The organism is Actinophytocola oryzae (genome assembly GCF_004364325.1).
Lineage (GTDB): Bacteria > Actinomycetota > Actinomycetes > Mycobacteriales > Pseudonocardiaceae > Actinophytocola > Actinophytocola oryzae.
In genome coordinates this window covers 299,817-313,482 of the sequence record NZ_SOCP01000002.1, presented here as the reverse complement: position 1 = coordinate 313,482, position 13,666 = coordinate 299,817, and the positions used below count along the sequence as shown (strand labels likewise).

Below are 13,666 nucleotides of genomic sequence, written 5' to 3'. Positions count from 1 at the left end.
ACCGCGCGGCGGGCAGTCGCTGACTCGACCATCGAGGGCGGCACGGCGAACTCGCGCACGTGCGACCAGAAAAGGAGGCGGGATTTCTCGTTCGCGATCAAGGGGTGCATCAGCACTCACCTGTTGCGAACGGAACCCCCGATCTGTTCGAGTAGGTGATCATCACGACAAGCGTACCAGGACCCGTCGAAGATCCACACCCACCGACTGTCAACGGGCCGTACCGATACGTGTCATGATCGTTACTTTACCGTTGTGATTCAGGTCCCTTTGACTGGCTTCTGGACGCACGTTCAGGACATAGTCGGCCGAACCGCCCGCCGACGACCCCCTGGAGCCGCGCATGGTCGCGCGTCGCACGCTGACGCGAGCCACGTTCGTGAGCCTCGCCGCCGCGGTCGCCGCCGCCACCGCGCTGACCGGGCCGTCCGCGGCCGCGGCGCAGCCCGGTTCGGTCGACGACCAGGTAGCGGCGGCGGACGCCGAGCTGAAGACGGCGCAGAAGCAGGTCGCCGACACGTACGAGGCGTTCAGCGCGGCCGAGAAGCAGTACCAGGACCTGAACGCGGCGTACACGGCCGCGCAGGGCAGGGCGGCGCAGACCCGCGCGGAGGCCGACGCGGCCGCCGTCCGCGAACGGGACGCACGCGACGACCTGGACGAGTTCGCGGCGACGAGCTACCGGCACGGCAGCGCGATGTTCTCCGCACGGGCCTACGTCGGCGCGGCGAGCCCGTCGGACCTGCTGGACCGCGCGTCGATGCTGACCGTGCTCGCGGGCCAGTACGGCGAGGTCATGGACACCGCACAGGTGGCGGTCACGGACAAGGCCCAGGCCGACCACGACGCGACCGCGGCACTGGCCGACGCCGAGAAGAAGCGGGACGCCGCGGGCAGTGCGAAGGCGACGGCCGAGCAGGCGTACCAGGCGGCGGTTGTCCTGGAGGATGAGGCGCAGACGGAGGTGCAGCAGCTGGCCGACCGCCGCGCCGCGCTGGTCGCACAGAGCGCCCCGAGCAGCCCGGCCGTCACGGCCGTGTCCGGCGCCGACGTGGTGCTGCCGGTCCAGGGCCGACTGACCTCGACGTACGGACCGCGTGGCGGCACCATCCACTACGGCATCGACATCGCGAACAGCATCGGCACACCGATCGTGTCGGCCATGGCGGGCACGGTGATCAACTCGGGCCCGGCGAGCGGGTTCGGGCTGTGGGTGCGCGTGCAGCACGCGGGCGGCCTGATCACGGTGTACGGGCACATCAACGAGTCGCTCGTCAGGGTCGGCCAGCGGGTCGGCGCGGGCGAACAGATCGCCACGCTGGGCAACCGGGGCGAGTCCACCGGCCCCCACCTGCACTTCGAGGTCCACCAGGACGGCAGCAAGATCAATCCGCTGCCGTGGCTGCGCAGCCGGGGGATCAGCATCTAGACGACCCGGTTCTGTACTTGCGGGTACATTTTTGTGTGGGCACCGTGGTGGCATGTCACTGGACCAGTACTTCCTCCTCGGCAGGTCGGGCCTGCGCGTCAGCCGGCTGGCACTCGGCACCATGAACTTCGGCACCGGCGGGTTCCACGCGCCCTACGGCAGGACGCAGGACGAGGCGCGGCCGATCTTCCGGCGCTACCTCGACGCGGGCGGGAACGTCATCGACACCGCCGACTTCTACACCGCGGGAGAGAGCGAGACCATCCTCGGCAACCTCGTCGCCGAGGCCGGGACCCGCGAGCGGCTCGTGCTCACCAGCAAGTTCACCAACACCGTCGACCCGGGAGACCCGAACGCGGGCGGCAACGGCCGCAAGCACATGATCAGGGCCATCGAGGCCTCGCTCCGGCGCCTGCGCACGGACTACCTCGACCTCTTCCTCCTGCACACCTGGGACCGCCTGACCCCGGTCGAGGAGGTCCTGCGCACGTTCGACGACCTCACCCGCGCGGGCAAGATCCGCTACGCGGGCCTGTCGGACGTGCCCGCCTGGTACGCCGCACGCGCCCAGACCCTCGCCGAGACCCACTCGCTCGCGCCGCTGGTCAACCTGCAGCTGCCGTACTCGCTGGTCGACCGGGCCATCGAGGCGGAGCACGTGGCGGCGGGGCAGGAACTGGGCCTCGGCATCACCGCGTGGAGCCCGCTGGCCGGCGGCTTCCTCACCGGCAAGTACCGCAACGCCGCCGACGGCATGACCGGGGACGGCAGGCTCACCGGCGACGGCGCCGCCGGTGCCGCGTGGACCGACCGGAACTGGGAGCTGCTGAGGACCCTGTCGACCGTGGCGGACAAGCTCGGCGTGACGATGGCCCAGGTCGCGATCAACTGGGTGGCCACCCAGCCGGGCATCGCGTCGGCCATCGTCGGGGCGAGCAGCGCGGCGCAGCTGGACACCTCGCTCGCGGCCCTCGACTTCACGCTGCCCGACGAGCTGCGGGCCGAGCTGGACGCGGCGGGCTCCGTGCCGCTGGGCAAGCCGTACGGGATGTTCACACCGAGGTACCAGTCGTGGCTCGTCAGCCCCGGCGTGCAGGTGGCGGACAAGCCCGCGGGCTACCGGCCCGCCGTGCGCAACTGGGTGGACTGACGCAGGAAGTCGAGGCACAGGTCCAGGGCGGACTCGAGCTGGTCGACCGAACCGGTCGACATCAGAATCGACACCCCGCCCTGGATCGCGGCGACCACCGCCCCCGCGGTCCTGCCGGGGTCGAGCTCCCGGTCCACCAGGTCGCGGGCCTGCATCTCCTCGATGCCTGCCCGCACCTCGCGCTGCCACTGGGCGAGCAGCTCGCTCGTCACCGCCTGCGCGGCGGGCGTGCGCCTGCCGACCTCGGTGATGAGCGCACCGAGCGGGCAGTGCACGCCCTGCCGCCGGTACCGGGCGACCACGGCGTCCCGCCATCGCTGCCACGCGGCCCACGAGGTCAGCCCGCCGAGGTAGGGCTGCTGGTCCTCCAGCACCCGCTCGGCCTCCCGCCGCGCGACGGCGAGCAGCAACTGCTCCTTGCCGTCGGGGAAGTAGTGGAACATCTGGCTCTTGCCGGTACCACTGCGCCGCCCGACGTCCTCCAGCGTGACGGCGGCGATACCCCGGTCCCGGATCTCGTCGGCCGCCGCGTCGATGATCCGCGCACGGGTGGCCGCGCCCTTCTTCGTGATCACCGGACCCTCCCGAGAATGTACCTGCCGGTACAGTACCGCACCTGCCCGGTTGCTCGGGTCAGTCCATGCAGTAAAGGGTTACCTTCGCGGTGCCGACGACACCCGGCTGGTATTCCTCGACGAACTTCTCGGCCTGGGTCTGCGTCGCGAAGTAGATTCTGACCGCGGCATAGGTGCGCTGCGGATCCAGGTGAAGTTGTTCCTGCACGCCCTGTTCGCAGCCGTTGTCGTAGACCCCGGAATCCGGCTGGTACCCGAGGTCGGTCAACGATTTCCTGGCCGCGTCGAGCCGTTTCTGGTCAGCCGGACTTACCTGGCCGTTGTCGTCCGCGCGCACGACCGTGACGTAGACACCCCAGTAAGTGCCGCCGTGTTCGAGTGCGGACGGGTCGACGGCGGCCGGAAAGTCCGACTCCGCCGCGACCGGGGCGGAATTCGTTGTGACGGCAGGAGCAGGCGCGTCGGCGAGTTCGGTAGCGGCCACCGACTGCCGGGCGGTCGAACTCGGCGTTGGCACTGTCGGCTGCTCGGTGGGACTGGAACATCCCGCTACGGCGAATGCCGCACCTGCCACTGTCGCGACCAATAATCTCGTGCCGAACTTTGTCAATGCACTCGCAGGCCTGATGGTCGCGTGGTTCTTCAGGTTCATGACTACCCCCCGGGTATCGTGAAAGAGCGCCGGCTCTGCCCCCGCCGGCATGTTGACACGAACGAAGACGCGGAAACCCGGAGGAGGTTGCCTCCGGCGGCATCGCGGTTCATCACCGGCGAGCGGCAGGCGAATTCGACGCACCGCGCTCTTGTTCTTCGGTGGCACTCTTCGACTGGCTTCCTCACGCAGGCCGGGTCGTGTCAGGTGGGTGGCGGTCCAGTCAGCACGCCGACCGCGGTGCCGCCGGTCAGACGGCTGCCGCCTCGTCGTCCTTGAGGGGACCGTTGACACAGAACAGCAACGCGTCGGCGTCCGCCGCCGCGTCCTCGGTGTCGGCGACGATCCGTTCGGTCAGCGCGGACTTCTCCGTCGACGTGGAGGCCATGCCCGGGGCGTCGACGAGCACCAGACCCGCGTCGTCCAGCCATTCGACGGGCAGCGTCACCTCGATGTTGCGGAGGTCGCCCGCTGGGATGGGCAGTGTGCGTGGCAGGGTCTGGCCGTCGAGGACCACCGGTGTGGGATCGCCGCCGTCGCGCCGGTTCGCGACCGCGGTGGTGTGCATGCCCGGCTCGAACACGTACACGGCCTCGGTGCACTCACCGCCTGCGGTCGGGGAGATCGCCGTTTCCAGCAACGCGTTCAGCAGGGTGGACTTGCCCGCCTTCATGCGGCCGACGACGGCGACACACAATGATTGTCCAAGCCGGTCCTGTGCTCGCTTTCCCGCCGCCGCGAGTGCGTGGTCGGCCGACTCCGCCACCTGCGCGGCGAACCGGACGACCACCTCGGACAGCGGCCACGCACTCCGCGGCATCGAAACCCTCGCTCTTCAGTGTTGTGCCACCGCAAGAGGAGCCGCGCTCGCGTGTCCGCCGTTACCGGCAATTGCGAACAACCAGCCAAGGGTATTCAGAAAAATCAAGCCTCTGTCACGATCGCGTATTCATCGGCCCGGAGCTGAAACATTTCCCGGACGGACGAGGGCCTGACACCTTGACTACGGACCGCATCCACACGGACACTCCAGGTCTGATCTTCCGTGACGGGACGGGGCCTCCTATGACGATCACCAACCGCGTTCGGCGACTGCTCGTCCTCACCGTGGCGTTCGTGGCAGGCGTCGTGGCCGTCTCCTCGGTCGCGGGCGCGACGCCCGGCAGGCAGGGGCACCGGCAGTGGTTCACCTCCTGGGCGCAGTCACAGCAGTGGCTGTCCGCCGCGGTGTTGGACCACCAGTCCGTCCGGATGATCACGCACCTGAGCCAGGGCGGTCACGCGCTGCGGATCCGCCTGCAGAACACGTTCGGCACCAGCCCGCTGTCCGTCGACGCGACCACGGTGGCACCCAGCGGCGGCGGCCCGGCACTCACCGGCCCCGCCAACGCCGTCACCTTCCACGGCCGCGCGGCGGTCGTGGTGCCCGCGGGCGGGGACGTGTGGAGCGACCCGGTGCGCCTCGCGACGCGACCACAGGACGACGTGGCCGTGTCCATGTACCTCGCGGGCCGGACCACGCCCGGCGAGCACGGCAGCGCGTTCCGGAACAACTACCTGACCCCCACCGGGTCCGGCGACCACACCACCGACGGCGACGGCGCCGCCTACACCGCGACCACGGGCGCCACCTACCTGGTCAGCGCGGTCGACGTCGCGAACCCCGACCTGGACGGCACCGTCGTCGCCTTCGGCAGCTCGGTGGTGGACGGCACGGGCAGCACCGACTGCGGACCGGGCTGCACCGAACTGGGCACCAACCGCCGCTGGACCGACGACCTGGCCCGGCGCGTCACCACCGAACTACCCGCAGGCCGGCAGGTCGCCATCGCCAACGCGGGTATCGGCGGCACCACCAGCTCCGCCGCCTGCCCCTCGATCCCCGGCCAGTTCACCGGTCTCGACGCACTCGCCCGGCTCGACCGGGACGTGCTCGCACTGCACGGCGTGACCGCGGTTCTCTACTACTACGGCACCAACGACCTCGCCGACGCCTGCGACGCGCGGCAGATCCTGGACAGCTACCGGCAGGTCTTCGCGCGGCTGCGTGGCGCGGGCGTCAGGGTGTACGTCACGCCCATCACCCCGCGCCCCGGCTACAGCGACCAGAACAACCTCGACCGGCACGCGGTCGGCACGTTCGTCGAGAACGGCAACGACTGCGCGGGCACGTGCGACGGCACGGTCGACTTCGACCGGGTGCTCGAGGATCCGCTCCGCCCCAACAGCATCCTCCCCGCCTACGACGTCGGTGACGGGATACACGTGAACATCGAGGCCCAGCAAGCGCTCGCCGACTACGTCCCGCTACGGATGATCACGAACGGCCCCGCCGACCGCTGACCCCGGCGGCCCCTGCCCGGAGACGCACGAGCGCCGAGCGTTGACACCGAGGATAGTCTTCGTCACTCTGTGAGAGCGCTCTCATGGCGTCGCAACCGTGAGGTCGCGAAGGCCGGGGATGCCCCCTGCTGCGCCTCCGCACATCCCTCGGCCGGACGCCGCCGGCTCGCTCCACTCCGGACAGACGTCGAACCCGGAGGCTGGTATGGAGTGATCTCATGAAAAGTTCCCGCTTCGGTTCATCTGGCCTGGTACTGGCCCTCCTGGCGACGATCGCCGTGTGGCAGGCCCTCATGGCACCCGACGCGTCCGCCGCGCAGAGCATTCGTGCCGCCGACCCCAGCGTCATCCGGGTCGGTGGCACGTACGTCTCGGTGCAGTCGGTCGGCGACGGCGTGGCCGTCCGACAGGCCCCGTCCACCGACCAGCTGGCGGCGGCCCCGCAACGCCGCGTCTGGACGGACACCCGGGGGCGCGGCGGGGTGTGGGCACCGGAGATCGTCGTCGACGGCGGCCGCTACTACATCTACTTCGCCCTCGACGCCGGTGCGGGCCGCCGTGTGTTCGTGATCAGCTCGTCGGCGGCGGACAGCGGCTACGGCGCCGAGACCCAGCTCGCCCTCCCGGACGACAAATGGGCGATCGACGGGACTCTGTTCACGTTCAACGGACAACGCTGGTTCGTGTGGTCCGGTTGGGCCGGCGACACCAACGTGGAACAGAATCTCTACATCGCCAGGATGAACAGCCCGACGGCGCCGGTCGGGCCGCGGTATGTCATCTCGCAGCCCCGTGAACCGTGGGAACGCGTGGTCGGCAACCCGTTCATCAACGAGAGCCCGGAAGCGATCAAGGACCCCAACGGGCAGCTCCACATCGTGTACTCCGCGAACGGCAGCTGGAGTGAGCAGTACTGCCTGGCGGACCTCCGGTTGCGCGCGGGCGGTGACCCCACGTACGTCTGGGACTGGTACAAGTCGAACGGCTGCCTCTTCGGCTCCAACCGGGCGACGATGATGACCGGCTGGGATCCGACGCTGTCCGTGAACGGGCCGGGCCACCACACGTTCGTGCTGCTCAACGGCGACATCGGCACGAGTCCGCCGTCGGGGCCGAGGTTCCCGCTGATGTTCCACGCGGTCGCGAAGGGCACGCCGTACAGCTGGGACAACCGACACTGGTACACGGGCACGTTCACCTGGTGGGGAAACGTGACCTACCAGCGGGCGAACGTCCCGGGTGCCACCAGGGACACCGGATGGGGCCTGAAGTTCTTCGAGTAGCGTTCCGGAAAGGACTCCGCCCGCGGGGCATCACGTCCAGGTGCGGGCGGAGTTCTCGGGTCAGGCAGTTGTGTTGTCGGCACGCGCACACGAATTACGACCTGGGCGGGTAAATCACCGGCCAGGTGCGGGCTCCGAGATTCCTCTGGTCGCACTGTTCCAATTACGGGGTTTTGACGGCGGGTTTTCCGTCCAGGCGATATCTTCAGGAAGTATCACCGTTCACTGGGGGGTCGCGATGGCCGGACGACCGGCGCATTTGTACGGGAGGCAGCGCCCGATCGGGCTGGTGCGCGAGTTCGTGACAAGACCAGAACGCGACGGAGTACCGACCAGCAGGCGCGTGCCGGTCATCGTGTTCACCGGTCCCCATGGTGCGGGCAAGTCGGCCCTTCTGTCCGAGCTGGACAGCCGACTCGACGACAAGGTTCCCCACGCACGCATCGACTGCGGGGCCTTCGACACCGCGCACCCGTCATGGAACCTGCTGACCCGGCTGGTGTTCGACTTCAACCTGACGGCCGCGGGATACCGGGAACTCCCCTTTCCCCGGTTTCTGACCGCCCGGTTGGTGATCGCCGAGAATCTCGACCTGACCGACGTGCCGACCGCCGAGCGGCAGGTCAAGGAGGCTCTCGTCCGGTACCGGCAGGCCGGCAGGCTCCGCGAGTTCCTCACGCGACTGGCGCAGGAGGTCGCGGCCGTCGGCCCCGGCATCGGCGGGGTGCCCGGTGCGGAACGCGTCGGACGCACCATGGCCGAGGGCGGTTCGACAGCGCTGCTGTCCTGGCAGGTGATGCGAGACGAAGGCCTGACCTGGTACGGGACCGGTCCTGCCGCCATCAGCAAGCTGATCGAACTCAACCGGTGGACGTGTTCGACCAACGCCGAGGACAGGCGCAAGGCGACGAAGCTGCTGTGGGAGGCCTTCCTGGCCGACCTGCGGACGGCCTTCGGCACCGGCCGCGGTGCGCGGGCGTGGTCGTTGAACTGCGTGGCCCTGTTGGACAACGTCGACAGCGGGTGCGGCGCCGTACTGCTCAGGGAACTCACCCAGGTCCGCAGGCAACACGCCGTCGACCACCCCGGTGAGCCCGATCCGCTCACCGTCGTGGCGACCGCCTCCGGTGCGTTCGTCCGGACGCACGCCGTGCTGGACGGGCGGACCCCGGCCGCCGAGGAGGCCTGCTACGCGGACTACGAGAGCCGGACGGGAGCCGACAGCGACTGGTACTACCCGGTCGGCCTGCGTGACCTGACCTTCGACGAGGTCGACGCCATGGTGGCGGCCGCGGGCAGCGTGCGGACGAATGCCAAACAGGCCGCGGCCTCGGTCTACCGCTTCACCCGCGGCCATCCCGCCGCCACCGCCGTCATGGTGGACGCCATCGTCAGGAACGGCGGCAGGACAGCCTCGCTGAAGGCCCTCCTCCGGGTCCACCTGCCCGGCGACGAGCAGGACACCACGGCCGAGGAGAAGCTGCTGGCCCTGTTCGTCGAGGAGACCTCCGGACCCTCCTTCGAGAACCTGGTCACGTGCTCGGCCGCCCGCGACATCGAGCAGGCCGAGCACCTCTCGCGCCGCGGCTCCGACGTGGTCGTGCCGCCGGAGCTGCAGACCTCCGACGCCCCCGGCGGCCGGGTGACGATGCTTCCCGTGCTGCGGCACCTGCTGCTGCGCCAGCTCGCCGACGACCCGGACAGGTGGTCGCAGGTGCACCGGTGGCTGCGGGACAACGGCGAGGAAGGCGATCGGCTGTACCACGCACTGGCCGGCCGGGACGTCGCGTCGGTGGTCGCGTGGCTGGTGGACCGACTGGCACACACCGGCATCGACGACTGGCTGGCCGACCTCCACGCGATCACCGCCGCACCCAACGACCTCGACTGCGACGACGTCGACCCCGACCAGGTCCTGGCCAGGGTCGGCTGGACCGAGCCGTCGGAGGTGGTGACCGCGGCGGTGGCGCGTCTCGTCGCGGCGTTGTGGAGCGCGCACGACCCGATGTCCGACGCGGACCGGCGCAAGCTCTTCAGGGCCGTCGAGGAGGAACTCCGCGTGCTGCGACAGAACGTGCGCACCGGCCGGGCACGGCTCCGCGACGAGACGGACCGGTTCGCCGCGATGGCCGGTGACCCGCACAACGCCGAACTGTCCGTCGACGGCAGGCCCAGCACCGTCACCGACCCGGGGGTGCGGCCGAGTGCCGGGCCACCGACGTTCGCGCCGCCGGTCACCGCGGCCGAGCGGAAGCGCAGGAGCCTGCGCAAGGTCACGATCGCCGCCGCCACGGCGGTGGCCCTCGTCGCCGCGGTCGTGGTCGTGACGGTCATGTGGTCGAGCTGCGGGGACGGGGTCGCCGAACGGGGTGGCGAGTGCGTCGGGGTGACCGACGGCTCCTACGTGTTCGACGACCGGCTGGCCGCGGTGGAGGGGAGGATCCACGCGGAGAACGAGCGCGTGGACGGGGAGGACCACGTCACGCTCGCGCTGCTGACGCCGATGATCCCGTCGGCGACCGGCAGCAGCACGTGGGAACGCATACGCGCGCAGCTGGAAGGCGCCCACGCCGCGCAGCTGAACGCGAACGAGGAGAACTGGCCCAAGATCAGGCTGGTGCTCGCGCATCCCGGCAGCGACCAGCAGGAGTGGCGGCGCGTGGTCGACCAGCTCACCGAGATGACCGACGGCCCGGAGCACCTCGTCGGCGTCCTCGGCCTGGTGCCCAGCTCCCGGACCACCCAGCGGGTCATGCGTGCGCTCGCGGCGGTGGACCTGCCGATGGTGGCCACCCTCGTCACCGCCACCGGCATCAACGAGAGCAAGGTCCAGGGCTTCACCAGGGTGAGTCCCACGACCCGTGACCAGGTCACCGTGCTGTCGGACTACCTGGGCACCGCGACGCCGCGCAAGGCGATGCTGGTGTTCGACAGCGACGAGGAGAACCTGTTCGTCTCGGCACTGCGCGACGACTTCATGACGATCGCGCCGACGAGAGCGAACCTCACGATCACCGTGGAGAGCCAGTACGACACCGAGGCGTCGTTGCCCGCGCAGCTCAAGGCGATCATGGGCGACCTGTGCGGTGACGGTGCGCCGGACACGATCCTGTACGCGGCGCGTGCCGAGCTGTTCGACGAGCTCGTCGTCAACGTGCGGAAGCGGAACTGCGTCCGCAACCGCGTGATCACGGTCATCTCCGGCTCGGATGCCTCGGTGTTGCGGACGCGGGAGGACCTCAGACCGAACAGCCAGGACCGCGACGCCGACACCGTGATCCTCTACACCCCGCTCGTCGACCCGGACGCCCTCCGCCAGGACGGGGTGGTGGAGTTCGAGCAGCTCACCGCCCAGTTCGAGGACCTGGCCTTCGGCACGGCCGATCTCGCCGACGGCTGGGCGGTCATCACGCACGACGGTGTGCTGGCGGCGACCGAGGCCATCGACCGGGCCGGGGCCGGGAGTGACGGCAGGCTCCCGTCCAGGACCGACGTCCGGTTCGAACTCGGGCGCACCGACCGGGACCGGAACCAGGTGCGCGGCGCGGGCGGGACGTTCACCATGGACCCCGCCACGGGGAACGTCGTCGGCAGACGGCTCCCGGTGGTCGAGGTCGACCAGAGCTGGGACTTCACGGTCAGGGGGATCTACGACGCGAGTTGAACCCGGTGGCTGATCGCGCCCGCGGTCAGTCCGCCAGGTAGGCCGACGCCTGCAGGGTGAACAGCTCCGCGTAGTTCCCGCCGAGGGTCATCAGCTCCTCGTGCGTGCCGTGCTCGGCCAGCCTGCCGTGGTCGAGCAGGAGGATCTTCTCGGCCTGGCGGACGGTGGAGAAGCGGTGCGAGATGTACAGGGTGGTCCGGCCGTGGGCGAGCGCACGCAACCGGGCGAACAGGTCGTGCTCGGCCTGGGCGTCCAGCGCCGAGGTCGGTTCGTCGAGGACCAGGATCGGCGCGTCTCGCATGAACGCCCGAGCCAGCGCGATCTTCTGCCACTCACCGCCGGACAGGCTCACGCCCTCGTCGAACCAGCGGCCCAGCGGGCTGTCGTATCCACTGGGCAGCCGCTCGATGCGTTCGTCGGCGCCCGCGCGGCGGGCGGAGTCCTCGATCCGTGCGCGGTCCTCCAGCGCGCCGAGCTGTCCCAGTCCGATGTTCTCGGCGGCCGTTCCCTGGTAGGTCACGTAGTCCTGGAACATCGCGCTCATGCAGGCACGCAGCTCGTCGGGGTCGAACTCGCGGATGTCCACGCCGTCGAGCAGGATCCGGCCCTCCGTCGGGTCGTAGAGCCTGCACAGCAGCTTGATCAGCGTCGACTTGCCCGCGCCGTTGCGGCCGACGACCGCGACGGTCTCCCCCGGCCGGATCTCGAAGCTGACACTGTCCAGCGCGCGTTCCTCCGAGCCGGGATAGCTGAACGACACCTCGTCGAACCGCACGTGCCCGAGCACGGGCCGTGGCATCGGCCGTGGCTTCTCCGGTGCCGTGATCGTCGGTTTCGTGGCGAGGAACAGGTAGAGCGTGTCCAGGTAGAGGTTGTTCTCGTACATCCCCGAGAACCCGGTGAACAGGCCCTGCACCGACGACTGCACCGCGGTCGCGGCGCTGGTGTAGAGGGCGAGGTCGCCGATCGTGAGCCTGCCTGCGACGGCTTCCAACGCGATGTAGAGCGCGATGCCCGCACCGGCCACCGTCGAGAGCATGCTCCACGCGGTGCCGACCAGGTTGCGGGTCGTCGTCAGCTCGCGTTCGCGTGCGTAGTATGTCTGGCCGAGCCTGCGGAAGCGGTCCACCAGGTACGGGCCGAGCCCGAAGACCTTTGTCTCCTTGGCATAGGTGTCGGTGGTGACCAGCGACGACAGGTACTCCATCCGGCGGCGTATCGGCGACACGAACAGCGCCAGCATGAACGCACGCGCCCCGTACTTCGACTGCGAGACGAACGCGGGGATCGGTGCGACCATCACGACCGCCGCCAGCAGCGGGCTGACCGAGACGAGCAGCACGATCATGCTGGCGAACGTGATCGCCGTGCGGACGAGGCTCAGCGCGGAGGTCATCATCGACACCGGGCGGGACGGCGCCTCCTGCGAGGCCTGCCGCAGCAGGTCGTAGGACTCGGAGCCCTCGAAGAACGCCAGGTCCAGCCTGCTGGCGTGCTCCATCACCTGGTGGCGGATGGTCAGCGTCATCCGTTCCTGCAGGAGCTGCTGTGCCACGTTGGTCAGCGCGGTGCTGACCGCGGTGAACGTCAGGATGCCGAGCTGGAACACCGAGATCCAGACGATCGTGCCGGTCGAGCCGTGCCCCGCCACCGCGGCCACCACCGAGTCCAGCAGCAGCTTGGCGATGTAGGCGGTGACGGTCGGCGTCAGGCCGCCGACCACGGTGGACACCAGGATCAGGACGGTCATCACCGGACTGGCCTGCCAGGTCAGCTTCGCCACCTTCGGCAGGCCACGCACCGTCCCGGCGGCGGCGTCGCGCATCCGCCGGAGCCGGGCCCGCAGGTCCTTGGGCTCGTCGGCCGGTTTCGGGTCCGGGATGTCCACCGGACCGGTGAGGCCGCTGTCGGGGACGGTGCTGCTGGCCTTCCTGAGCCGTTGCCGCAGGCCGCGTGTCGAGCCGGTACCGGGCATCACCGGTCGGTCACCGCCCCGTGCAGGAAGACGTCGACCAGCACGTCGATCTCCGTACTCCCCTCGTCCTCCCTGGCTCGCGTGAACAGCAGGGACAGGAACAGCGCGCCGAGCTGCTCCGCGGGCAGGCGGAGCAGCTCCTCCTCGGGCGCGAACAACGCGGCCACCGCCGCTCGCGTCGCGGCGAGGGACGCTTCGCGGCGCGGCCGTTCGAGTCGACGCCTGTACCCGGAGGCACGCAGGGCGGCGTGGACGGCGCCCATCCGCCTCAGGTGCGCGGACAGCGCGCCCGCCGCTGCCGCCAGGCGGGCGGCGAGCGGCTGGTCGAGCGGGATCCCGGCGATCAGCTCCAGCGCGCTGTCCGGCCGCAGGGCTTCGAGCAGGCAGGCGTCGAGCAGTTCGTCCTTGTCCGCGAAGGCGCGGAAGATCGTGCCTTCTCCGATCCCGGCGGCCCGCGCGATCTGGGCGGTGGTCACCGAGGCACCGTGCTCGACGACCAGTGGCAACGCCGCACGCACGATCATCGTGCGGCGCTCGTCCGGCTTCATGGCAGGCGCGCGCCTGCTCGCCTCGGGTCTGGTCACCGGCCCAGTCT

The 13,666-nt window shown here is 69.9% G+C and carries 10 protein-coding genes; 5 read left to right on the top strand and 5 right to left on the bottom strand.

All coding sequences use genetic code 11. The annotated features are described in order from the left end of the window. Positions 1-343: 343 nt before the first annotated feature. Positions 344-1,429 carry a M23 family metallopeptidase gene (locus CLV71_RS05140; RefSeq protein ID WP_133901435.1) on the top strand — a complete coding sequence of 362 codons (1,086 nt, stop codon included), beginning with the start codon at positions 344-346 and terminating at the stop codon, positions 1,427-1,429. A gap of 52 nt (positions 1,430-1,481) precedes the next feature. Then, positions 1,482-2,579 (top strand): aldo/keto reductase, encoded by a 1,098-nt coding sequence (locus CLV71_RS05135; protein ID WP_133901434.1) that lies wholly within the window; start codon positions 1,482-1,484, stop codon positions 2,577-2,579. On the opposite strand, the gene CLV71_RS05130 is transcribed toward CLV71_RS05135, so the two are convergent. The 3 genes from CLV71_RS05130 to CLV71_RS05120 form a co-directional block, all read right to left on the bottom strand. Beyond that, the gene (locus CLV71_RS05130) at positions 2,546-3,154 is read right to left on the bottom strand and encodes a TetR/AcrR family transcriptional regulator (RefSeq protein ID WP_133901433.1); all 609 of its coding nucleotides are present in this window, start codon (positions 3,152-3,154) and stop codon (positions 2,546-2,548) included. The genes CLV71_RS05135 and CLV71_RS05130 overlap by 34 nt on opposite strands. Positions 3,155-3,212: 58 nt before the next feature. Then, positions 3,213-3,806, bottom strand: a complete 594-nt coding sequence (locus tag CLV71_RS05125; RefSeq protein WP_133901432.1) for a hypothetical protein — start codon at positions 3,804-3,806, stop codon at positions 3,213-3,215. A 250-nt stretch (positions 3,807-4,056) separates the two neighbouring features. Next, positions 4,057-4,626, bottom strand: coding sequence for a dynamin family protein (locus CLV71_RS05120; protein ID WP_133901431.1), 570 nt, complete (start codon positions 4,624-4,626; stop codon positions 4,057-4,059). A 245-nt stretch (positions 4,627-4,871) separates the two neighbouring features. On the opposite strand from CLV71_RS05120, the gene CLV71_RS05115 reads away from it, so the two are divergent. The 3 genes from CLV71_RS05115 to CLV71_RS05105 all read left to right on the top strand — a co-directional run bounded on the left by CLV71_RS05115 (position 4,872) and on the right by CLV71_RS05105 (position 11,096). Next, positions 4,872-6,149: a GDSL-type esterase/lipase family protein gene (locus CLV71_RS05115; protein WP_208297394.1), complete on the top strand. Its 1,278-nt coding sequence runs from the start codon at positions 4,872-4,874 to the stop codon at positions 6,147-6,149. A 218-nt stretch (positions 6,150-6,367) separates the two neighbouring features. Next, positions 6,368-7,432: a glycoside hydrolase family 43 protein gene (locus tag CLV71_RS05110; protein ID WP_133901430.1), complete on the top strand. Its 1,065-nt coding sequence runs from the start codon at positions 6,368-6,370 to the stop codon at positions 7,430-7,432. 301 nt (positions 7,433-7,733) lie between these two features. Further along, positions 7,734-11,096, top strand: a complete 3,363-nt coding sequence (locus tag CLV71_RS05105; protein ID WP_133901429.1) for a hypothetical protein — start codon at positions 7,734-7,736, stop codon at positions 11,094-11,096. Between the two features lie 25 nt (positions 11,097-11,121). Here the strand turns inward: CLV71_RS05105 and CLV71_RS05100 are convergent, their stop codons facing one another. Together CLV71_RS05100 and CLV71_RS05095 are read right to left on the bottom strand one after the other, a co-directional pair. Then, on the bottom strand, positions 11,122-13,071 hold the full coding sequence (locus tag CLV71_RS05100) for an ABC transporter ATP-binding protein (RefSeq protein WP_133901871.1): 1,950 nt from the start codon (positions 13,069-13,071) through the stop codon (positions 11,122-11,124). Then, positions 13,071-13,619, bottom strand: a complete 549-nt coding sequence (locus CLV71_RS05095) for a TetR/AcrR family transcriptional regulator (RefSeq protein ID WP_133901870.1) — start codon at positions 13,617-13,619, stop codon at positions 13,071-13,073. Before CLV71_RS05095 ends, CLV71_RS05100 begins: the two co-directional genes overlap by 1 nt. Positions 13,620-13,666: the final 47 nt, after the last annotated feature.

Coding starts and splice junctions, on each gene's coding strand:
- CLV71_RS05135 (WP_133901434.1), top strand. CDS start 1,482: ATGTCACTGGACCAGTACTTCCTCCTCGGCAGGTCGGGCCTGCGCGTC.
- CLV71_RS05140 (WP_133901435.1), top strand. CDS start 344: ATGGTCGCGCGTCGCACGCTGACGCGAGCCACGTTCGTGAGCCTCGCC.
- CLV71_RS05095 (WP_133901870.1), bottom strand. CDS start 13,619: ATGAAGCCGGACGAGCGCCGCACGATGATCGTGCGTGCGGCGTTGCCA.
- CLV71_RS05110 (WP_133901430.1), top strand. CDS start 6,368: ATGAAAAGTTCCCGCTTCGGTTCATCTGGCCTGGTACTGGCCCTCCTG.
- CLV71_RS05115 (WP_208297394.1), top strand. CDS start 4,872: ATGACGATCACCAACCGCGTTCGGCGACTGCTCGTCCTCACCGTGGCG.
- CLV71_RS05100 (WP_133901871.1), bottom strand. CDS start 13,071: ATGCCCGGTACCGGCTCGACACGCGGCCTGCGGCAACGGCTCAGGAAG.
- CLV71_RS05125 (WP_133901432.1), bottom strand. CDS start 3,806: ATGAACCTGAAGAACCACGCGACCATCAGGCCTGCGAGTGCATTGACA.
- CLV71_RS05120 (WP_133901431.1), bottom strand. CDS start 4,626: ATGCCGCGGAGTGCGTGGCCGCTGTCCGAGGTGGTCGTCCGGTTCGCC.